Origin of the sequence: Candidatus Tisiphia endosymbiont of Sialis lutaria (assembly GCF_964026535.1) — a bacterium.
GTDB lineage: Bacteria > Pseudomonadota > Alphaproteobacteria > Rickettsiales > Rickettsiaceae > Tisiphia.
Map to the genome: position 1 here is coordinate 1,116,175 of NZ_OZ032153.1, position 22,729 is coordinate 1,138,903.

Sequence of the window (22,729 nt, forward strand, 5' to 3'; positions counted from 1 at the left end):
TAATTGGTAAATAATCATGACTGACATTTTGCAAGAAGTTTTAAGTGATAAAAATGAAGAAAAAAAACTTTATTACTTTAAAAAAATTCTTCCTATCACTATAATCCTTACACTTATAGTAATATTATTTATGTTAATAAATAATTGGCGTGATAGAAAGGCAATAGAGAATAACCAAAAGACAGGTGATATTTTAGCTAAATCTATAGCCCTTATTAATGATAACAAAGAGCTTGCTATAAAGTCTTTGGATAATTTAATGACAACAAGTACTAATAAAGTAAGTGGTTTAGCTGCTATCGAGCAAGCTAGTATCAAAATACACCAAGGAGATTTTATTGAAGCAAGAACTTTATTAAAAAAAGTTATCGATAACAACAATTATGATGAATTAACAAATGCCTATGCCCATCTAGTTTGGTTGAGTTTAATGATAGATGAACCAAATTCATCTGATGTAAACACTAATGAAATCGAGAAATATTTAAATTATTTTGATGATGAAAATAAACCATTTTTTGGGACAGCAAATATTATCAAAGCAATTTGGTATGTTAATAACAACTCAAAAGATTTAGCCGAAGATACTTTAAAAAAGTTGATATCACTAGAAAGTACAACTCAAACAGTTAAAGAGCAGGCTAAAGCTTTACTTGCAAATTTACAATAATAAAGGTCTAGATTATGGCAAAACAACTTGTGACAAAACAACGATTAATTATTTTTTTACTACCTTTAATGCTAACTTCTTGTGATCTAATAAGTAAAAAAACAAAAAATATTGTAGAATTAACTCCTAGATTATCTGTAGAAACTAATGAAGCAATTCAAGTGGATTCTGCTAAAACCGATATATTTAGCCCTGAGATGCTTCAGAATAATGAATATACTGTTACAAAACACAAAATAATAGCCGAGCCAATTTTTAAGAAAGCTGTTGTCTATACCATCGATAACAAAGGTAATGTTTCTGCCTTTTCTATGAAAGACAAAGCTATTATTTGGTCATATAATATAAGCACCAACAAAAATGATCATTATGTTGGTGGCGGAATATTATACCATAATGATAAACTATACGTTACCTATGGTTCAAGATTCTTGGTAGTTTTAGATAGTAAATCAGGTCATGAAATAATCAGAAAAGAACTACCTGATATTACCAGAATAAAACCGATATTAATTAATAATCATACTATTGTAGTTCAAACAGTAACTAATCAAATATTAGCGATTAATACTGAGAGATTAAATTTTGTTTGGCAACATGAAGGTATAATTGAAATTTTATCATCAAGTTATCATGTGGCTCCAATAGTACAAAATGGTTATGTGATAGTAAACTATAATTCAGGACAAATTCTTGCTTTAGAATCTAATAGTGGTAAAATTTTATGGACTAACGATTTATCTAGCCAGCAAGAAATAGGTTTACCAAATTTTGAGGCAGCTTTTATATTATGCAAACCTGTTGTCAATAACTCTCACCTATATATAGCTAATAGTGCCGGCAAGATAATAAAGCTAGATATTATAACCGGTAATATCCTATGGCAAATTAAAGCTTATGATGTACAATCAATGTCTTTAGCTGGCAATAGTTTATTTGTAACAAATAATGCTGGACAAGTAGCTGCTATAAGCACTGAATTTGGTAAAGTTAAGTTTGTAGCAGATTTAAACGATGGAAAAGATATCAAAAAAGTTAAAGCTTCATCATTTTTAGCCCCGATAATTGCTAAAACAACGGGGGAAAAAGAGGGAGAAGAAAAAGATTGGAATTTAAATATTATCTCTGCTAAAGGTGAATTATATACTTTCCAATCAGATATTAATGGTAATTTAAGCACCACTCCGGTAATTAGTAAAATTACTAAAAATATTGAATATTATGGCAAAACCTGCTGTGGTACTATGTATTTTACTACTGATAAAAAAATTATACTAGTAGATTAGTCAAGAGGCTATATTATGGTATAATTTATTGTAATTTGTCTTGACAAAATACTGGTTATAATGCTATTTAATATAGCTCACTACTTGGATAGTGAAAACAGCAATTTTTTGCTATTTTCAAGTATAATTGTAATTAATAAAGATATATAACGTGAAAACTTATTCTGCAAAACCATCACAAATTCAAAAGAAGTGGTGGGTTATAGATGCTAAAGACCTTGTATTAGGTAGGCTTGCTAGTGAGGTGGCTAAAATCTTACGCGGTAAGCATAAACCTTCCTTCACTCCTCATTTAGATTGTGGGGACTATGTAGTAATAATTAATGCCAAACATATTTGCTTGACAGGTAAAAAATCAGCTCTTAAAGATGGTAAAATTTATTATCGTCATACTGGTTTCCCGGGTGGAATAAAAGATACAACTGCCGGAAAAATCCTGGCTGGTAAGCACCCTGAACGAGTCATTAAACTCTCTGTAAAAAGAATGATCACAAGAAATGTTCTGGGATCAAAACAAATGAGTAATCTATATGTTTACGCAGAGAATGAACACCCGCATAAAGCTCAACAACCAGAATTTTATGATTTTGCAAGCAAAAATACCAAGAATAAAAAATAGTGAATTATGACAACATTGAAGCTTCAAAGTGAAAACACTAAGAATAGTCCAATTCAGAGTAAGTTAGTTAAGCAAAAACCATCTGCAGAAAACAGTGATAACAAGGTTTACGGTACAGGCAGAAGGAAAAATGCGATTGCTAGAGTTTGGTTAAAAAGTGGTAGTGGTAAAGTAATTGTTAACAAAAAAAATGTTGAGCAATATTTTACTCGTGAATCTCATACCAAATCTCTCTTACAACCATTTGTTGTAACCAAAACTTCTGGACAATATGATATAATATGTACTGTCAAAGGTGGCGGAAAATCAGGACAAATGGGGGCTGTATTACATGGCGTTGCTAGAACTCTTGATAAAATTGCCCCAGAATTTCACAGTATTCTACGCAAATCTGGCTTCTTAACAAGAGATTCAAGAGTTGTAGAGCGGAAAAAATATGGTAAGCATAAAGCTAGAAAAAGTACTCAGTTCTCTAAACGTTAAAGATATAGTCAATTCAGGAGGATTGGGTAGCAGGAGTGATGGAGCGACGCCTATAAGTAATAGGCGAGCATTGAGCGACGACGTCCCCAACTTCTCATCAATTGACTATACTATGCATACATTTTAAAAATCGTATGTGGTTAACGTCATTGTGCATATGCTTCAGTTTAAGAAGGTAATAATTGGAAAGCCGTCATTGCGAGGAAGACCTTAGGTAGATGCTTACTTTTTTGTATTAGACCTCTTGCATAACCTAAAGATAATTGAGGAATTTTTAGGAAAAACGAAGTCGAGTACCACAGCGTACTAAGATGTATCTAAGGAATGAAGACGAGTTTTGCAATAGGTCTAATAAAATTACCAATTAGATTAGGTTATGCAAGAGGTCTATTGAAACTCTTTCCATCATGGCGGGGTAGCTCAGTTGGTTAGAGCGGCGGAATCATAATCCGCATGTCGGGGGTTCAAATCCCTCCCTCGCTACCAGACAAAATTCTTCTGAATTAACTATAGTATTTATTCAGATTAGCCATATTTTTACTTCACAGCTATTTTGAATAAAATATAAGACAATGATTGTCACCCCTATGTAGAATGTCATCCCTGCTTCGGTTAGGGGTCTAGATTCCCGCCTACTCACATAAGCTTTAGTTTAAGAAAACAATAACTGAAAAACCGTCATTGCGAGCTGATGTATCCCCACGAAATTAAGCACGACAAAGCTCCGTCTTTATAATAGATGCCAGGGATTCTACCAATGGTTTTATGGCATGCAAATAATTAAATTCAATAATAAATTTCCCAAGGGTAAAATACGAATAAATCTTTTTATCTTTTACTGTCAAGTCTTCTGCAACATCAAGTAACGCATTTAAACGATTATTATGTATAAAAGGACAATGTTCTTTTATTACTTCATTTAATACTGTTTTTACATCCATAACCTACTATCTCCATCATCATTAAATAATGAAGATATTCTATCAATTCTTGCTATTTTGCAACAATTTCGTGGGGATATATCAGCTCGCAATGACGCATAGGCATCATTCCCGTCCACTATTGTCATTCTCGCGTAGGCGGGAATCTAGTACTACAGTTGTAGTTTAGATGTGAGCATTCACGATTTTTTTGTGATGAATAAAAAAACCTGATCACCAAGAGTCATTGCGAGGAGACCGTAAGGTCAACGAAGCAATCCATTTCTAATCACTTTCCTGGATTGCTTCGTCGGTCTGGCAACCTCCTCGCAATGACATCTTATACTTTAACCTTTTTTCCGTGAACACTCACATTCAATCTACAACTGTAGTACTAGGCTCCTGCCTACGTAGGGGTACCTCATAGCTAACTATACAAGTATAGCAGATTTTTATGCTCCACTAATAGCTGTTTTCATTATTTTTGTGATATTGGTTATTTTTTTATTTGTTGGGAAAGTGAGAATTTAGAGCAACCCGAATAGCATTTAGCCATAATAAACTGTCGTCATTGCGAGAAAGACCGTAGATCGATGAAGCAATGCATAAATTGTTATCCCTGCTCGACTTAGCGTCACCCCTGCGAAAGCAGGGGGCTAGATTCCCACCTACGCGGGAATGACAAGGAGTCAGGAATATATCCCGCACCAAAGCAGGGATGACACAAAACAGGATTGCTTCACCGGCTTACGCTTTCTCAGCAATTGACTATAATGCTATTCTGGTTAGCTATAGACTATAAGTCAGTAGTACCAACTAATGATTTTAAAATTTAAACCATTAGTTGATACCGCCCGGCTTTAGGTAGCTTTAGAGAGTGATATAGTTGTTTTTTTACATACCTAGAGCATGTCTTCAATCTCTCCAACTACCTTCATGATCTCCGTATTCCTATGTGCTTCTTCTGGCAAATTTAGGGCTGCTAAATATTCTTGGCATTGTGGCTTGTAGTTAGGGTGATAAAATTGTAGTAAATTTAGTTGTTCTTCAATAGCTGAAAATAAACATTTATCGTGAAAGATAAAATAAGCTTTTGTATAACACAGTATAATTCCTTCATAAAAAAACTCTTTCGCCATTACATTATTGGCAAGATCTAAGAATTTTTGATTAAAATTTAGATCAACAGAATTATTATCGCTTTGTTTAGATAAGTAGTGATACGATACTATAGATTTTCCTGAATATTTATTTAACACCTCCAGAGATTCCATATCAACATCTTTATATATCTTAGGATCCGTCGTAACAGCTTTCTTACAATCTTTTGTAGCTTCAGTATCCTTTCCTAAAGAAGAATAAATTTTAGCTCTAGCTACATAAACCTCAGCTTTCTGTTTGTTGTTGAGTGCTTGGAGTTCAGCCTGTGCTAAAGCTTTCAAAGCAAGATCGGTATCGGTATCTTCTAACCTTTGTGCTATTTCTTTTAATAACTGATAATTCTCTAGAGAAGGTGTACTTTTTAACTTATATGATTGTTCACAAGTTTCAATACTCTTGGTATAGAGTCCTTCATCACGATAGACCTTAGCTAAGCAATCCAAAACTTTACGATCCTTAATGCTCATATGTGCATTAATGTCTATAGCCATAATTTTATCGCAAATTTCTTCAGCTTTTTCCAAGTTATTTGAAGATAAATAGCTAGAAACTAAACACACCATAGCTGGTACATCATCAGAAGTGAGGGTAACTTTATCGTAAATTTCTTCAGCTTTTTCCGGCTGATTTAAATTGCTATATCTAGGAGCCAAAAACTTCAAAATGGTGCTATCTTCAATATTTTGATGTATATTAGGATTAGTCCTAATAGCTTTATTACAACGAACTATAGCTTGAGTTGTAGAATCTACTCCGTTTGAATTAAGCAAATCTGTTACCTCTAGTACTAGCTTTTCAGCGGCAATAGTATTGAGATTAGTATCTGTCGTTACAGTTGTAGTATCTTTTGTAGGCACAGTTGTAGTATCTGTAGTTACAGCTGTATTATTTGTCGTTGCAGCTGTAGCATCTGTAGTTACAGCTGCAGTATTTGTAGTTACAGCTGTAGCATCTGTAGTTATAGTTGTAGTATCTTTTGTAGGCTCAGCTGTAGTATCTTTTGAAATATAGCTAGAAAGATTAGGGTATATATTGGATGTAGTTGTAGTATTTGTAAGCTCAGCTTTAAGCTCGGCTTTAAGCTTAGCTGTAAGCTCAGCTGTAAGCTCAGCTGTAAGCTTAGCTGTAAGCTTAGCTGTAAGCTCAGCTGTAGTATCTTGAGTATAGTTAGAAAGATCAGGGGACATTTTATTAGTATATGGAGGTGGGGCACTGGCTTGAGGGACAGTATCTTGAGTTGAAGCTAACTTAAGCTTCCGGTTAGCTTCAATTTCTGCTAAATTACGTTCGTATGCCAATTTAGCTGCATCTCTCTCTTCTGCTGTTTCGGCATTAACTGTAGCAATCTGTAATTCGTCTCCCTTTCTCTTAAGTTCTTCTTCCTTTTTCCTATATTCTTCTTCCTTTCTTTGTTTCTCTTCTAGAGCTTTTTGTGCACCCTTGCTTGCAGGCACAGCTGCAGCTGCTTTTTCAGCAGTAGGTGTGTTGTACCTTGCGGCAATGTTAGTAGCTGTTTTTGCATTGTCGTAATCATTAATTTCTTCAAACTTTTTTGATAATTCTGTTAATATATTAAACAGCCCACTATGTTTTCCAGGGGCAAATTTTCCGAGTAGTATTGACTCATACTCTGTAAAGACTTTTTTGTATGCAGCTTCTTTTGCTGCTGGATCCTTCAAAGAATTACCTTCTGCTATACAAATTTTAATGTATGTCTCAACTATTTTAGGACTGAGGGAATGAGTTTGCAAATACTTTATCTTCTCAAAAGAATCGTTATATTTCCCCTTATTAATGAGCTGTTCCACTTCTTTTATGGTATTATCTAACAAAGCTGTGTGTAGTATATTAATATTATTTTCTGATGTATCTTTAGGTTTAGGTGGAAGTTGAGATAATATCTGTTCTATTCCTAGTATAAACTCATCTGTGCTATGGCTGTTGTTTTTTCGCATATTTGATAAGTATGTATCTAGTGATTTTTTCTCATTTGTCCGAATAGCAATAATAGCTAGAGATTTGTTTAACTCAAACAAAAATGCATTTTTCTCATTATCTGATGAAAATTGGGTAGTTTTTTGTGCAGTTTTACTTAAGTCATTATATTTCTTCAGGATTCTAGAATATTCCGATTTGTTTAGAGGGGTATTAATTATATTTATATTACCCTCATCTTGAAAAAAAGTAAGTTCGGTATTTAATAATTTTATTTTGGCTGTTAAAGAAGCTGAGTCTACACTATCATTTTGAAGGGGGGTCTCATTTTGGGTCTTAGACATAATATCCTCTCATATATTCATTATAATTATTATTTAGTAACAGATTTTTGCATAACTTTACTAATTTGTAAGGTAATTTTGTTGTCAAAATTAAGCAGAAAATCGTACTAAATATTTTATTAGTGGAAGTTCTTTGCTTAATTTTTCTTTCCAAATTTCTCTTTCAATAAAGCTATACAAGGAACCTATTATTTAAATTAAGACAGATTTGTAAGGAATAATCAAGTAATATTAAACACTTTTTCTTAAAATATAGACAATAATTAGTAACCTTTCTGTAATTTATGATATTTTTACAAGCTCTAGAATTCTTCAACTATAGTCAATTCAGGAAGATTTGGGGCTAGGAGCTATGGAGCAACGCCTATAAGTAATAGGCAAGCATTAAGCGACAACGTCACCAACTTCTTATCAATTGACTATAAAATTTCTTAATATTTCTATAGTGTACATCAAAATTTTTTTTCACTAAGTAAAAAAGTAATTAATTTTCAATATTTTTGTGAATTGCTTAATTGTTCTTTAGAAAATAAAAAATTATAAAAAACTACAATTTTTATTGAAAATATGATAAACACTTATGTGCAGTTAATCCGATTAGCATTGTACCAAATTTACATACGCCATTGCGAGCAAACATACGTGAGCGTGGCAATCCATGTAGCTTGTTATATGGATTGCATCAATGCTGTTAAAGTAGCTCCTCGCAATGACAATTATAGGTGTACATGTACATACGTCATTGCGAGGAAGCGTAGCTGACAAAGCAATCCACATGACAAGCTGTATGGATTGCCGCGTTCACATATGTTCGCTCGCAATGACGGCTAATGATGTTAGGTAAAAGTTATATATTTAGTAAACTTAAAGAGATTTTAAATGGCTTATATTATTGGTAATACAGGTAAATGGCAATATGTGATAGGCGTCGAGATACATGCCCAAATTTCTTCAAAATCCAAACTTTTCTCTGGTAGTTCTAACGAATTTGCCGCTCCTCCTAATTCACAAGTATCTTTGATTGATGCAGCAATGCCTGGAATGTTACCAATGTTAAATGAATATTGTGTTCATCAGGCAATTAAAACTGGTCTTGGACTTAATGCGAAAATTAATCTTAATTCAAGATTTGATCGTAAAAATTACTTTTATCCTGATCTACCGCAGGGTTATCAAATTTCCCAATTTTATCATCCAATTGTCCAAGAGGGCTATTTGGATATAGTAACTGAACAGAGAACAACCAAAAGAATTAGAATTAATCGTTTGCATTTAGAACAAGATGCTGGTAAGTCCATTCATGATCAATCAGCTCATTATAGCTTCATTGATTTAAACCGTTCTGGTGTAGGATTAATGGAGATTGTTACTGAGCCAGACCTTGATTCGCCGGAAGATGCAGCAGAATTTGTTCGTAAACTCAGGACTTTGTTGAGATATATAGGAAGTTGTGATGGTGATATGGAAAAAGGCTCATTACGTTGTGATGCTAATATTTCGGTTAGGCTTCCTGGGGCTCCACTTGGCACAAGGTGTGAGATCAAGAATATCAATTCGATTCGTAATATCATGCGAGCAATAGAGTTTGAAGCAAATAGGCAAGTAAATTTAATTGAAGATGGGCAGACAATAATACAGGAAACTAGATTATTTGATGGAGATACTGGGGAGACTAGAACGATGCGTCTAAAAGAAGAAGCTCATGATTATCGATATTTCCCTGACCCAGATTTATTGCCAATAGTTATATCTGAGGAGCTAATAGAACAATTAGCTCAAGAGCTACCAGAATTACCGGATGCAAAAATTCAAAGATATATGACAGAGTATAGTTTAAATGCTTATGATGCTGAAGTTTTGGTAATTGATGAACAGGTGGCAGGTTATTTTGAAGCAGCAGTTAGCTTATGTAATCCAAAGATACTTGCTAATTGGATTATTAGTGAGTTATTTGGTCAGCTTAATAAAAATTCCATTAGCTTAAGTGACTGTAAAATTACCCCAAAAATGCTTGCTCAAATGGTGAAGCTAATAGAAGATGGGGTGATTTCCGGCAAAATTGCCAAAGTAGTTTTTGAAACTATGTTTGAAACTGGACAAGAACCGGAAAAAATTATTGAAGAAAAAGACTTAGTGCAAATGTCAGATAGTGGTATACTATCTGCTATAATTGACGGAATATTGTTGGAAAACCCTGACTCTGTTGATTCTTATAGAAGTGGTAAAGATAAATTATTTGGTTTTTTCGTTGGACAGGTAATGAAAAAAACTGAAGGAAAAGCAAACCCTAACCTAGTGAATGTTTTATTAAAGGAGAAATTGCAATAATTAAAATATTAGGTATTGAATCAAGTTGTGATGATACTGGCGTAGCAATAGTTACCTCAGATAAAGAGATTTTATCAAATATTGTTATTTCCCAATACCAAGAGCATAAGGCTTTTCAAGGGGTGGTACCGGAAATCGCTGCTAGGTCACATTTGCAAAATTTAGAAAAAGCAGTTAGGTATGTTTTAGATGAAACTCATCTTGAACTATCTAATATAGATGGAATCGCAGCTACTTCCGGTCCTGGCTTAATAGGTGGAGTAATAGTTGGCTCAATGTTTGGCAGAATAGTTGCTAGCGTCTTAAAAAAGTCGTTTATTGCAGTTAACCATTTAGAGGGGCATTTACTTACTGCTAGATTAACCAATAAGGCGGAATACCCATATTTATTTCTATTAGTTTCAGGTGGGCATTGCCAATTTGTTGCAGTCCAAGCATTGGGTAAATATAAAATTTTAGGACGGACTATCGATGATTCGGTAGGGGAGTGCTTTGATAAAGTAGCTAAAATGCTAAATTTGCCTTTTCCCGGAGGCGTAGAAATTGAGAAAAGAGCAAAATTTGGCAATCCATCTAAGTATGTTTTACCAAAACCCATTATTCATCAAGCTGGCTGTGACATGTCGTTTTCAGGTTTAAAGACGGCAGTACGCATATTAATATCTAAATTACAGCCTATAGGTGAACAAGAAATTAATGATATAGCCGCCAGTTTTCAATATGTAGTTGGAGAAATCTTGTCAGTAAAAATGCTTAATAGCTTTAAAATGTATGAGGAATTTATCAGTAAGTCGGCATTACCACAAAAAACCTGCGTACTTGCTGGTGGAGTTGCCGCTAATGGTTATTTAAAAACTATACTTAAGCATCAAGCGGAAAAACAGGGATATGTACTTTTAGTACCACCAGCACATTTATGCACCGATAATGCGGCTATGATTGCTTATGCTGGGCTAGAACGGCTGCAAAATAATCTTACTAACTCACTCGATTTCTGCCCTAGAGCAAAATGGAGCTTAGAGGATTTATAGCTAACCTGATTAGTGTTAAGCCAAATTCAGAGAGCATTGCGAGGAGTCGCTTTAGTGGCATTGAGGCAATGCTGTTTTGTGTCATCCCTGCGAAGGTTATCATCCCACAACTGTTGAAAGTTAGAAGAGGAAGAGGTTTTAGACCGAATAGTTTAAAAGTCGTATGTGGTCAACGTCATTGCGAGAAAGACCGCAGGTCGACGAAGCAATCCATAAAAGTAACCAAAGATGGATTGCCACGACCACTACGTGGTCTCGCAATGACAGAAAACCTATCTAAAACCCGCTTTACCTTCTAACTTTCAACAGTTGTGGTTATCATCCCCACGTCTAATTTATCATTCCCGCTTCGGTGCGGAATCTGTAATATCTCAGGGTATTTTTAGATCCCTGCTTTCGCAGGGATGACACTAAGTCGAGCAGGGGTAACACAACAATGGATTGTTGCGTTACTAGTAAAGTAGCTCCCTGCAATGACTTTATCTGTTATTGCGAGACCACATAGTGGTTGTGGCAATTCATTATTTTTGGATTGCATCAATGTCACTAAAGTGGCTCCTCGCTAATAGACGCTTGGTGATTGTATAATACTATCACGAAAACTTATAATCCCGAATTGTATAATTTATAATTGCTATTTATCTAAATAATTTCTTCTTTATTTTAAAAAATTGTGTTATCATTATTTTACTTACTAGCTTTTTTATAAGTGACTCAATAATTAGTTTTGCTTAGTTATTTCCTACAACCTCTTAGGTTCGTAACAACTTTTTTACTATCAATGTAACAGTACCCAACAGGGTAGCTATAATTATTAAAGAGTATTTTATGATAAAAAAATTTTTATGTTCTTTTCTGATTCTTATAATCGCTTTTACTCTTTCTAGTTGCGGTCGAAATCTTGCAGCGAATACATATACTAGCGACTCAACGTTAAATATTGTGTTAGAAGGAAAGCTTCTTGCCAAAAGAGATGTAAAAATTACGGAGAATGAAAAACTCGGCGATAATACAACTGGTGCTTTGGCTGGCTCTGTTGCTGGTGGGGCGGTTGCTGCTAGTGGAAGTAACAACTTAGCTCTAATTGTTGGTGGTGCTATTGTTGGAGGTGTTACTGGTGCAGCAATGCAAGCTGCTTTGGGAACATCAAACGGTATAGAATATATCGTACAAGTTGATAGATCAAATTTGAAGGATGATTATTACGAAGGTAGCAGACTTTTAAGAAATGCTATAGCAGCTGTGCGTGCAACAGGTGTTATCACCATTGTACAGGCTAAAGAAGATAAAGACAATCCTGTAATAAATGAAGGACAAAATGTTTTAGTTATTCTTTCTGAGAAGAGAACTAGACTCATTCCAGCTAAATATTAAGATTAATAATAATAGATTATTACCATGGTTAGAATTTTCTTTATAATTTTATTACTTATTTCTACATCAGCTTGTACTAAAACTACTTTTATTAGATCCGCGCCTGATTATTCACAATCGCTAGTTAAATCCAAAATCGCATTACTTTTGCCACCAAAAGTTGAAATAAATCAAGTTGATGCTTTTAACAAAAAAACCAGAGTTTATGAGTACGAAGATAGACTTGAAGAGAATATTATCGATGTATTCATAGCCAAAATGCAGGATAAAGGGTATAATATTAAACTTTTCTCTAGAACAGAAATTGGCACTAACAAATTATCCAAGGACGTTGTTGATGTTAAAGATAATTTTGATGAAATTCTGGGGATACTCTATGCTGGTGGAGCTTGGAAAGAAGATGTGGCATATTCTATCGATCAAGAAATTCCTCCTGCAATTAAACTTGGTAAAATGACAGGTGCTGATTTGTTAGTTGTAATGAATTTCTATGGTGAAAGCAAAACATCTGGTGCTGTGACTAAGGATTTTTGTACAGAGATTTTGAAGGGAGTTCTCACTGGTAGAATCGATTCAAGTGATCCATCAGAATTTTCAATAGTTAGATTAGCAATTCTTGATTCATTAACTGGTAGAGTACTATGGACAAATTCAGTATCTCTTTCTAAAGATATGATTGACACCACTATTGAAAATTTCTCTGATAATAACAAAGTGGATAGGAAAAATCTTTCTATATTGTTTAATTCAGCACTTGCAGATCTTCCGGATGCAACATAGAGCAATTAATTAGTTATTTCCGACTCCTAGCTTATAGTACCCTACAATTTTTTATTTATTTTCTTATGATGAGTAAAAAAGCTGACTGCTAAGCGTCATGGCTTAGAGCTACTTTAGTAGCAACAAAGCAATCCATTTTTAATCACTTTCCTGGATTGCTTCGTCGGTCTAGCAACCACAACTGTTGAAAGTTAGAAGGTAAAGCGGGTTTTAGATAGGTTTTCTGTCATTGCGAGACCACGCAAGTAGGTCGTGGCAATCCATCTTTGGTTACTTTTGTGGATTGCTTCGTCGACCTAAGGTCTTTCTCGCTAATAGACGTTGACCACATACGACTTTTAAACTATCCGGTCTAAAACCGCTTCCTCTTCTAACTTTCAACAGTTGTGGTCTAGTAACCTCCTCGCAATGACATCTTATACTTTAACCTTTTTTCCGTGAACACTCACATTCAATCTACAACTGTAGTACTAGAAGCGATGCCTATAAGGAATAGGCAAGCGACTTTTCTTTTTTCCAATATAATTTCATTCCTTCATGCGTTGCTTCAAAGCCAAGTTTTTCATAGAATTGCTTAGCTCTTGGACGTTTTTTATTAGTTGTCAGCTGAACAATAGACACCCCTTTTGATTTACCATACTTCATGGCACTATTCATCATCCATTCGCCTAAATGTTGACCTCTATAGTCTTTTGCAATGCGAACAGCTTCAATTTGCATTCTTGTTGAACCTATGAAAGTTAGTGATGGCATAATGGTCAAATGGCAAGTGCCAACGATTTCTTTATCCATTTCCATTATCATCAAATATTGATTTGGATCGTTATCTATCCTGTGGAATGCATCAATATAAGCTTGATCCAATTTTTCTGAAAATTGTTCTCTTGTTTGCCCAAGTTCATCTTCTGAAAGAAGTTTAATAATTACTGTTAAGTCAGCAATTCTTGCTTTGCGATGGGTAAGGTTTGAGTAGATCTGTTGCATAACCTAATCTAATTGGTAATTTTGTTGTCAAAACTTGTCTCCGTTCCTCACATACATCTAGTACGCTGCGGTACTCGACTTCGTTTTTCCTAAAAATCCCTCAATTATCTTTAGGTTATGCAACAGATCTATTTTCCTAATCAGTTCGATTAATCTCAGCTTGCTTCAATAATTTATCAACTTTATCAGCATTATCAAATCCATGATCATAATGAAAACGAATTTCCGGTGAATATTTTAAATTAATTTTAGCAGTTATAAAATTTCTTATAGCATATTTCGAATTATTTAAAGATTCAGTAAGTTGTATTTTATTAAAAACCGTATTAAACGGTAAAAAGTAACAATCTGCTACTTTTAAATCAGCCGTAACTAAGACTTTGGTAATAGTTACTGGACAATTAATCAACCGTTCATCTAACATTTTACCACGTCTTAGTACTTCCACTAATGCTGCATTTATTAATGATGCAACTTTTTTTTGTCTTGAAGATTTTTCTCTATCAGAAACTTTTTGCATTTACAATAATTGTTTTTTTTCTTCAATAATTTCAAAAACTTCTACAATATCAAATTGTTCGATATTCTCATAATTTTCAAAAGCGATACCACATTCAAAGCCTTCATGGACTTCTTTGACATCATCTTTAAAACGTTTGAGAGTTTTAAGTTTTCCCTCGTGAATAACGATATTGTCTCGTAATAAGCGAGCCCTAGCACCTCTTTTAATAGTACCTTTAGTAACATAACTCCCAGCAATTTTCCCAACCTTCGAGACAGTGAATATTTGCCTGATCTCGACTGTACCAATATATTGCTCACGAATAATTGGTGAAAGCATACCGCTGAGTATTGATTTAACATCGTCTAGTAAATTATAAATAAGAGAGTAGTATCTAATATCCACTTTTTCTTTTTCAGCCATAGCAAAAGCGTTATTATTAGCTCTAACATTAAAGCCAATAATAATAGCATTTGATGCTTTAGCTAAGGTAACATCTGACTCCAATATTCCACCTACTGCATGGTGTAAAATTCTTACACGAACTTCATCATTTGGTAGCTTTAATAGGCTAGTAACAATTGCTTCAATCGAACCTTGTACATCACCTTTAACAATTATTGGTAACTCTTTTATCATACCAGCACTGCCAGAAGCTTTTAGGAACAATTCTTCTAAGCTTGATCTTTGAGTAACAGAAATTTTCTTTTCTTTTGCCAATCGTTCACGATATTCTATAATATCCCGAGCCTGTTTTTCATTCTGTACTACATTAAACTGCTCTCCTGCACGCGGAGCTTCATTTAAACCATAAATCTCTACTGGTAAACTTGGTTCTGCCTCGGTAATATCCACTCCCTTATCATTATTCATTCTCTTAATTTTACCGTATTTTGTTCCGGCAACTACTATATCTCCATTTCTTAGAGTACCACGTTGTACCAATATAGTAGCCACAGCTCCTTTACCTTTATCAACTTTTGCTTCTATAACTACACCAGCAGTGAGTCCGCTAAAGTTAGCCTTAAGATCCTGCATTTCTGCCACTAATAATATAGCATCTTCTAACTTATCTAAATTAGTTTTCTTCAAAGCGGAAACCGGTACAATTATAATATCGCCACCTAATTCTTCACTAACTAAATCGTACATTAACAGATCATTTTTAATTCGGTCAAGATTAATATCCGGCTTATCGATCTTATTTATTGCAACAATTATCGGGACATTTGCTGCCTTAGCATGATTAATTGCTTCAATCGTTTGCGGCTTGATTCCATCATCTGCTGCAACTACTATAACTACTATATCAGTTACCTTAGCACCTCTAGTCCTCATCTCTGAAAACGCTTCATGCCCTGGAGTATCAATGAAAGTAATAGCCCTACCATCAGGCAATGTTATCCGATAAGCACCAATATGTTGGGTGATGCCACCTGCCTCTTGACTTGTCAAATCAGTTGATTTTAAAGCGTCAAGTAACGAAGTTTTACCGTGATCGACATGTCCCATAATCGTTACAATAGGAGCTCTATGTTTTAAATCTTCTTCTTTATCAGCTTCACTAATCAATATATTCTCAACATCGGATTCTTGTACCCTTTTTACTGTATGCCCTAAGGTCGTAGCAATAAGTTCAGCTGTATCTGTATCGATTGTTTGGCTGGTCGTAGCAATGATGCCAAGCTTCATCAATTCTTTTATAACATCGGTTGCCCGCTCAGACATTCTATTGGCTATATCTCCGACAGAAATGGCTTCAGGAATGATAACTTCTCTATACACTTTGTCGGGTGTTTGTTGATAAGCTTTACGTTTTTCTTTTTCCCTTGCTCTTCTTATTGAGGCAAGGCTTCTAGTCTTACCGGCATTATCACTTCCGTCTGCATCAAGCATATTGAAAATATCTGCCTTTTTTAATTTTTTAGGCTCCTCAATTTTAACCTTTGGTACTACTATTTTATTATCGCCAGCTTTATCTGTTGAAGAAATATCTTCAAGTGCAACACCAAAATGGCTCTGAGAACCAATCACTGGTGATCTAACAAATGGCTTAGATGGGTTTTTATCTTGTACAGATGGAGTTGCTAACGTAGGAAGTACCTCAGAATCCTTTTCAATATTTTGTGACTCATTTTGCGGAGTTTGGGAATGAATATTTTCTGGCTGGATATTTTCTATAGTATCTTCTAAATCGTCTTGTGACTTAGATTGATTGATACTTGCCAGTTTACTAAGAGTACTAATCTTAGTATCAATAATCTTAGATTTTGCATCTTCTGCTGCTTTTTTTAAAATAGTTAGTCGTCTATTAAATTCCTCCCCAGCAGCAGATTCTCCACTCTGAGCAGTAGAACTATTAGACCAAAGTTTGTTAAAAGATAAAGCACCAGTTGCAGTGCTACTCTTCCTGACTTCTACAATGGTTTTTGCAGAACTAACAAAGCCCCTAGTAACATTAGTAGGTTGAGAGGGCTTGTTAAGTGAGAGTTTTGAACCACCAAGTGTTAATTTCTTTGGTTTAGGTTCTTGGTCATACGTCATAAATATTAAACCTTTAAATAGCAATTATATATGCTAAAGTTTTGTAAATAGTTTTGCTATCTGAATAATCATCAGATATAGTCAATTGAGGAGAAGTTGGTAACGTCGTCGCTCAATGCTCGCCTATTACTTATAGGCGTCGCTCCATCGTTCCTGCTACCCAATTCCCCTGAATTGACTATATACCTTAATTCTGAATTAGCTAATCTTGTTGCTAATGCTTTACTGGTAGTATTTTAATTATATCAATAAAATCCTTAACACTAATACTTAATATTAAATTATTTGCAAAATTATTCATAATATAGTCAATTGAGGAGAAGTTGGTGACGTCGTCGCTCAATGCTCGCCTATTACTTATAGGCGTCGCTCCATCGTTCCTAGCGCCAAATTCTCCTGAATTAACTATAGCAAAAATGTGTCGTTCTTACTTCGTACAGAACCTTATATCCGCCTACGCGGGAATGACAATTTATGGATTGCTTCGTCGACCTATGGTCTCCTCGCAATGACGACTAAAGCTTACGCACTTCTCACAATTACATCTTTTGGGTAAAAGCACCTCTGTCATTGCGAGCCACCGTAGGTGGCGTGGCAATCCATTTCTAATCACTTTTCTGGATTACTTTGTCGACCTAAGATATTCTCTCAATAACGGTTTCTCAATTAGACCTCTTGCATAACCTAATCTAATTGGTAATTTTGTTGTCAAAACTCGTCTCCGTTCCTCACGTACATCTTAGTACGCTGTGGTACTCGACTTCGTTTTTCCTAAAAATTCCTCAATTATCTTTAGGTTATGCAAGAGGTCTATTATTGTTTTCTTAAATTGACGCTTATGCGGTCTTACTCGCAATAACGCTGTTGGATATAATTTCCCAACTTCAAACAACTTGCTCATTATCAGCAATACGAGCCGTACGAATTAGTAATTCGATATCGTTATCTGCCATATTAGAATTAGGAACTAATGATTTAAACTCATTAACTGTTAATTCTCCCAAATCTTCTATAGTTTTTATACCATATTCAGCTAATTTTAATATAAATTCCGGTTGTAAATCCAATATATCAATTAATTCTTGTTCAACACCTAGATTCTCAAGCTTAATAATAATTTTTTCATTCTTAGCATTTACATAATTTATTGATCGTTCAATGATCTCAGCTGCTAATTCTTCTTCAAATCCTTCAATATTCATTAAAGTTTCAATTTTACTAGAAGCTAACTGTTCTAAAGAAGTAAAACCTTGAGCAGATAATAGTTGGGCTATAACTTCTTCAACATCCAATGATTCCATAAATAACTCGGTAGCAGAACGAAACTCATCACTTCTTCGTTTAGATTCTTGATCTTCGGTCATTATATTAATATTCCAGCCAGTAAGCTTAGATGCTAGACGAACATTTTGACCTCTTCTACCGATTGCCAGACTCAAATTATCTTGAGATACGACTACGTCAACCATATTCTTATCTTCATCGATGACGATTTTTGCAATTTCTGCAGGAGCCAGTGCATTCATAATAAATTGGGCAATATTCTTGCTCCATAATATTATATCTACCTTTTCACCATTAAGCTCATTAGTAATAGCCCTAATCCTATTACCTTTAATTCCTACACATGAACCTATAGGATCAATGCTGGAGTCAGAAGCGAAGACTGCAACTTTTGCCTTTGACCCAGGATCACGGGCTATAGCTCGCAACTCAATTACATTATCATAAATCTCTGGAATCTCTAATTCAAGTAATTTTATTAGCATTTGGTCATCGCTTCTAGATAGAAAAATTAGCGGACCTTTAGACACTAATCTTACATCTTGTACATAAGCTTTAATACGGTCATTAACCTTAAAATTTTCTCCTCTAATTAGCTGATCCTTTTTAATTATTGCCTCAGCACGACCAAGGTCAACTATAATATTATTAAACTCTATTCTCTTAACAATGCCGTTTAAAATCTCACCTTTCTTATCTTTGAAATCTTCATATTGTTTTTCTCTTTCCGTTTCACTAACACGTTGTATTATTATCTGCTTAGCTGTTTGAGCTGCAACACGTCCAAGATCAATAGGTGGTAAGAGTTCATAAATCTCATCGCCAATTTTAGCATCATCTTTCTTTTCGATAGCATCATTTAAAGAAATTTGAGTAAAATGATCCTCTACATTATCTACTACATTCAGGACTCTAAAAAGACTAATATTACCATTCTTTCGGTTAATTTCAGCTTTTATATTATGTTCATTGCCATATTTTTTACGTCCTGCAGCCTGTACAGCCTGTTCCATTGCCGAAAGTAAAGCTTCTTTAGGAAGGTTCTTTTCTCTAGCTACAGATTCTATAATCTGTAAAATTTCTATGTTACCAATATTGACCATAATGTCACTGCCTTTTAAGATTTTTTATTCATTAAATTTTTGAACATTTCATCTGTTAATACCAAAGAAGCCTTTTTTATCATATCAAATGAAAATACTATATCTTTACCGTTACTATTCAGATAAACTTTATTATTTTCAGCTTTAATTATCTTTCCCTGATATCGAGTTTGACCATTTAGTAATTCTTTTAATTTTATGGTAGCTTCTCTACCGATAAATCTAGTATAATCTTCAAATTTTATTAATGGGCGTTCGATACCTGCTGAACAAATTTCTAAAAAATATTTATCACTAATTATATCTTCAACATCTAAGAGTGCCGAGATATTTCTACTAACATTACGACAATCTATTATATTTACCTTATTGCCATCTAATCTATCTATTAATACTTCAAGTACTTTATGGCTTGAACCCTTTAAAGTTACTTTTACTAAATCAAAACCAAGGTCTTTTAAGTTATCCTGGAGCATTAATAATTTGTTGCTCTATAGTTTTCATTACAAAATAAAAATATTTAAAGGCGTTAATAAAAAAGGTGGGTTAACCCCACCTTTGCTCTTCACAACAATCAACTTATTCATATAAATACAATATTTTTGTGATATTAGCAACAATTAAAAACTCACCTTACGTATGGCATTTAAAAGTCATATAGAAAATAGCTTAGCGTCATTGCGAGAAGCTACTTTAAGTAGCGACGAAGCAATCCAAAAAAACTATTAAATGGATTGCTTCGGAGGTTTACACCATAACTGTTGAAAGTTAGAAGAGGAAGCGGTTTTTAGATAGGTTTTCTGTCATTGCGAGACCACGTAGTGGTCGTGGCAATCCATCTTTGGTTACTTTTATGGATTGCTTCGTCGACCTACGGTCTTTCTCGCAATGACGTTGACCACATACGACTTTTAAACTATCCAGTCTAAAACCTGCTTTACCTTCTAACTTTCAACAGTTGTAAGGTTTACACCTCCTCGCAATGACAGCACGATGGATGCTTATTCGGCATTAATTCAGGTTAATTGACTATATGCGTAAAGTGAGTTAAAAATTATCATTAGACCTCTTGCATAACCTAAAGATAATTGAGGAATTTTTAGGAAAAACGAAGTCGAGTACCGCAACGTACTAAGATGTACGTGAGGAACGGAGACGAGTTTTGACAACAAAATTACCAATTAGATTAGGTTATGCAAGAGGTCTAATGATAATGGTAATTTTGCCATGATAAGCTAGTATATTTAGGTAGCGATTGCAATTATTTGCAAGTTATTAGTTACATAAGGATTTATCTTATGCTATAATTCAATAATAAGAAAATAGGTCTGTACTTTAAGTATAACGACAAATGCAAATATAGAATTGAAATTTAGGTGTTACAATGAAGAAATTAATAATGTTACTGTGTTTTTCTTGTTTTTCAAGCATAGCATTTGCTAGTGGTTGCACTACTCCAGCTGATGCTGCTGCTTCAGATACGGAAATAAAATTAGAAGGTTTTTTTGGTTTCCAATCTGGTTATAGAAATCAAGGAAAATTGTCAGGAACAAGTAAAAATATTACTGATAATAGGAAAAATCTTGCATTTTATACGGAAGCTGCTTTTATGGCTACTGCCAAACAAGAATTGAATGATGTGACAGTTGGAGCCAAAATAGTTTTACTAACAACCACTAAACCAAAACTTTCTGCAGCTTATAATGGTTCTCATATTTTCTTAGAAACAGACTATGGTAAAGTAGAGTTAGGGACTCCTCATGATGCTAGTTCTAACATGGGTGTTGGTCCAGGTTCAATTGTGGCGGGGGCTGGTGGTTGGTCTAAGTTTGCCGTATTAAATGATGACAATATGAAGTATCAAGGTCAGCTACCAGATTTTATTACTTTTCCTGATACTTTTCAGATAAGTTCATACTCCAATAGTTTTGATGATATAAGCAAAGGAACTGAGGCATCTAGAAAAATTTCTTACTATACCCCGGAAATGAAAGGTTTTCAATTTGGTATTTCTTATATTCCTGATTCAGCAAATACTGGTGGTAATCGTAGTCTAAAAAACTTAGACGATAAGGGTTTGAGTAAATTAGGGGTTGGGGTAACTAAAGTAGATTTACAAGGCGTAAATGGTGCCAAAGGCAATCAGATAATTGTAAATCAGAATGTCAAAGATGCGATCTCTGCTGGGATATCCTATAAATATGAAATTATAGATGATGTATCAGTACAGGTGGCTGTTACAGGAGAGTATGCTAAACCAGCCGATAAGATTATAGTGTTAGATCCAGATAGCAATGTATTATCTAGAAATAAGCTATCAAATCTAACTGCTTACAATTTAGGGGCAGTCTTTACTTATGGTAATATTTCTTGTGCAGCTTCTTATGGTAGTTTAGGTAAAAGTTTGACTTCAAAAATTTATCATAAAGTTGGTCGTAACACACAATATTATAATGGAGCAATTGCTTATGGGCAGGGTCCTATGAAAACAAGTGTTTCTTATTTTAGATCGTTGAAATATAAAAATACTGTCGATTCAGTAAGTGTTGGTACTCAATATTTAGTAACACCAGGGTTATTGCCTTATGCTGAAATATCTTATTTCCAAGCTAAAGGTCGACCAGTTTATTTTGTTGAAGCTCCTAAGAAAAGGACTAGAGGTACTGTTGCTCTTATTGGTGCAAGGCTTAAATTCTAGTTTTGTCCTTAAGATCATTGACATATACTTGCAGTAAAACTGCAAGTATATGTCACCATCCTCTTTGCTTAAGATATATATTGAATAGCTATCTGACAGTCAAAAATTAACTAACAAAATGAGACAAGGAAGATTTTTATAAAATCTTCAATCTTAAATGCTCAAATTCTACAGAAATATATCTAAAATAAGCAAATAATGTTGTGCCTAAAAATCTGTAACCCTTATAAATTAAGGCTTACAGGACTCTTTCTTAATAAAAACTGCGGAAATCGGAATGAAGCAATCCAATAAGTGTGGATTGCCGCGACCACTATGTGGTCTCGCAATGACAGATAACGTCATTGCGAGGAGACCGTAAGGTCGACGAAGCAATCCAGAAAAGTGATTAGAAAGGATTGCCGCGCTACCTATGGTGGCTTGCTAATATAGTCAATTCAGGGGAATTGGGTAGCAGGAACGATGGAGCGACGCCTATAAATAATAGGCGAGCATTGAGCGACGACGTCACCAACTTCCCATCAATTGACTATAGACGACTTTTCTACTTTATTTCCTTAAACTAACGCTTATGTGTCTATGTGGGCATGGCAATTAGAATTTCGGGCAAAAATTAGTTGTGCTTACTATTATATTTACTATAATAAATTCTTTAGAAAGCTTTGTAGCTAATCCGAATAAGT

The 22,729-nt window shown here is 34.4% G+C and carries 18 protein-coding genes, 1 tRNA gene and 1 pseudogene; 10 read left to right on the plus strand and 10 right to left on the minus strand.

The window, feature by feature from the left end:
• The first annotated feature begins 16 nt into the window (after positions 1–16).
• The 5 genes from AAGD20_RS05410 (at position 17) to AAGD20_RS05435 (ending at position 3,544) form a co-directional block, all read left to right on the plus strand.
• The gene (locus tag AAGD20_RS05410) at positions 17–670 is read left to right on the plus strand and encodes a DUF2659 family protein (RefSeq protein WP_341748739.1); all 654 of its coding nucleotides are present in this window, start codon (positions 17–19) and stop codon (positions 668–670) included.
• A gap of 14 nt (positions 671–684) precedes the next feature.
• Positions 685–1,956, plus strand: coding sequence for a PQQ-binding-like beta-propeller repeat protein (locus AAGD20_RS05415; protein ID WP_410520896.1), 1,272 nt, complete (start codon positions 685–687; stop codon positions 1,954–1,956).
• A 151-nt stretch (positions 1,957–2,107) separates the two neighbouring features.
• Positions 2,108–2,575 (plus strand): 50S ribosomal protein L13, encoded by a 468-nt coding sequence (rplM, locus tag AAGD20_RS05420; protein WP_094649573.1) that lies wholly within the window; start codon positions 2,108–2,110, stop codon positions 2,573–2,575.
• 6 nt (positions 2,576–2,581) lie between these two features.
• Positions 2,582–3,058 carry a 30S ribosomal protein S9 gene (gene rpsI, locus AAGD20_RS05425; protein WP_341748740.1) on the plus strand — a complete coding sequence of 159 codons (477 nt, stop codon included), beginning with the start codon at positions 2,582–2,584 and terminating at the stop codon, positions 3,056–3,058.
• A 409-nt stretch (positions 3,059–3,467) separates the two neighbouring features.
• Positions 3,468–3,544, plus strand: a tRNA-Met gene (locus AAGD20_RS05435).
• A 221-nt stretch (positions 3,545–3,765) separates the two neighbouring features.
• Here AAGD20_RS05435 and AAGD20_RS05440 read toward each other — a convergent pair.
• The 3 genes from AAGD20_RS05440 to AAGD20_RS05450 form a co-directional block, all read right to left on the minus strand.
• Positions 3,766–3,999, minus strand: a complete 234-nt coding sequence (locus AAGD20_RS05440; protein WP_094649576.1) for a hypothetical protein — start codon at positions 3,997–3,999, stop codon at positions 3,766–3,768.
• A complete protein-coding gene (locus tag AAGD20_RS05445; RefSeq protein WP_157905694.1) occupies positions 3,990–4,127 on the minus strand; it encodes a hypothetical protein in 138 nt (45 codons plus the stop codon). The genes AAGD20_RS05440 and AAGD20_RS05445 overlap by 10 nt, the downstream gene beginning before the upstream one ends.
• 753 nt (positions 4,128–4,880) lie before the next feature.
• Complete coding sequence (locus tag AAGD20_RS05450; protein WP_341748742.1) at positions 4,881–7,418, minus strand: hypothetical protein; 2,538 nt, start codon at positions 7,416–7,418, stop codon at positions 4,881–4,883.
• Positions 7,419–8,297: 879 nt separating this feature from the next.
• Between AAGD20_RS05450 and gatB the strand changes: the two genes are divergently transcribed.
• The 4 genes from gatB to AAGD20_RS05470 all read left to right on the plus strand — a co-directional run bounded on the left by gatB (position 8,298) and on the right by AAGD20_RS05470 (position 12,931).
• Positions 8,298–9,746 (plus strand): Asp-tRNA(Asn)/Glu-tRNA(Gln) amidotransferase subunit GatB, encoded by a 1,449-nt coding sequence (gene gatB, locus AAGD20_RS05455; RefSeq protein WP_341748743.1) that lies wholly within the window; start codon positions 8,298–8,300, stop codon positions 9,744–9,746.
• Positions 9,743–10,777 carry a tRNA (adenosine(37)-N6)-threonylcarbamoyltransferase complex transferase subunit TsaD gene (gene tsaD / locus AAGD20_RS05460; RefSeq protein WP_341749468.1) on the plus strand — a complete coding sequence of 345 codons (1,035 nt, stop codon included), beginning with the start codon at positions 9,743–9,745 and terminating at the stop codon, positions 10,775–10,777. The genes gatB and tsaD overlap by 4 nt, the downstream gene beginning before the upstream one ends.
• 828 nt (positions 10,778–11,605) lie before the next feature.
• Positions 11,606–12,151, plus strand: a complete 546-nt coding sequence (locus AAGD20_RS05465; RefSeq protein ID WP_341748744.1) for a hypothetical protein — start codon at positions 11,606–11,608, stop codon at positions 12,149–12,151.
• A 24-nt stretch (positions 12,152–12,175) separates the two neighbouring features.
• Positions 12,176–12,931, plus strand: coding sequence for a hypothetical protein (locus AAGD20_RS05470; RefSeq protein WP_341748745.1), 756 nt, complete (start codon positions 12,176–12,178; stop codon positions 12,929–12,931).
• A gap of 483 nt (positions 12,932–13,414) precedes the next feature.
• Here the strand turns inward: AAGD20_RS05470 and AAGD20_RS05475 are convergent, their stop codons facing one another.
• The 7 genes and pseudogenes from AAGD20_RS05475 to rimP form a co-directional block, all read right to left on the minus strand.
• Positions 13,415–13,915, minus strand: coding sequence for a GNAT family N-acetyltransferase (locus AAGD20_RS05475; RefSeq protein ID WP_094648677.1), 501 nt, complete (start codon positions 13,913–13,915; stop codon positions 13,415–13,417).
• Positions 13,916–14,051: 136 nt separating this feature from the next.
• A complete protein-coding gene (rbfA, locus tag AAGD20_RS05480; protein ID WP_341748746.1) occupies positions 14,052–14,435 on the minus strand; it encodes a 30S ribosome-binding factor RbfA in 384 nt (127 codons plus the stop codon).
• On the minus strand, positions 14,436–16,961 hold the full coding sequence (gene infB / locus AAGD20_RS05485) for a translation initiation factor IF-2 (RefSeq protein ID WP_341748747.1): 2,526 nt from the start codon (positions 16,959–16,961) through the stop codon (positions 14,436–14,438).
• Between the two features lie 71 nt (positions 16,962–17,032).
• On the minus strand, positions 17,033–17,125 hold the full coding sequence (locus tag AAGD20_RS05490; RefSeq protein WP_410520897.1) for a palindromic element RPE2 domain-containing protein: 93 nt from the start codon (positions 17,123–17,125) through the stop codon (positions 17,033–17,035).
• A gap of 50 nt (positions 17,126–17,175) precedes the next feature.
• Positions 17,176–17,304 carry a hypothetical protein gene (locus AAGD20_RS07125; protein WP_410520898.1) on the minus strand — a complete coding sequence of 43 codons (129 nt, stop codon included), beginning with the start codon at positions 17,302–17,304 and terminating at the stop codon, positions 17,176–17,178.
• A gap of 541 nt (positions 17,305–17,845) precedes the next feature.
• Positions 17,846–19,348 (minus strand): transcription termination factor NusA, encoded by a 1,503-nt coding sequence (gene nusA, locus AAGD20_RS05500; RefSeq protein ID WP_341748748.1) that lies wholly within the window; start codon positions 19,346–19,348, stop codon positions 17,846–17,848.
• A 14-nt stretch (positions 19,349–19,362) separates the two neighbouring features.
• Positions 19,363–19,852, minus strand: a pseudogene (rimP, locus tag AAGD20_RS05505) (ribosome maturation factor RimP).
• Between the two features lie 880 nt (positions 19,853–20,732).
• Here rimP and AAGD20_RS05510 point away from each other — a divergent pair.
• Complete coding sequence (locus tag AAGD20_RS05510) at positions 20,733–22,046, plus strand: porin (RefSeq protein WP_341748749.1); 1,314 nt, start codon at positions 20,733–20,735, stop codon at positions 22,044–22,046.
• Positions 22,047–22,729: the final 683 nt, after the last annotated feature.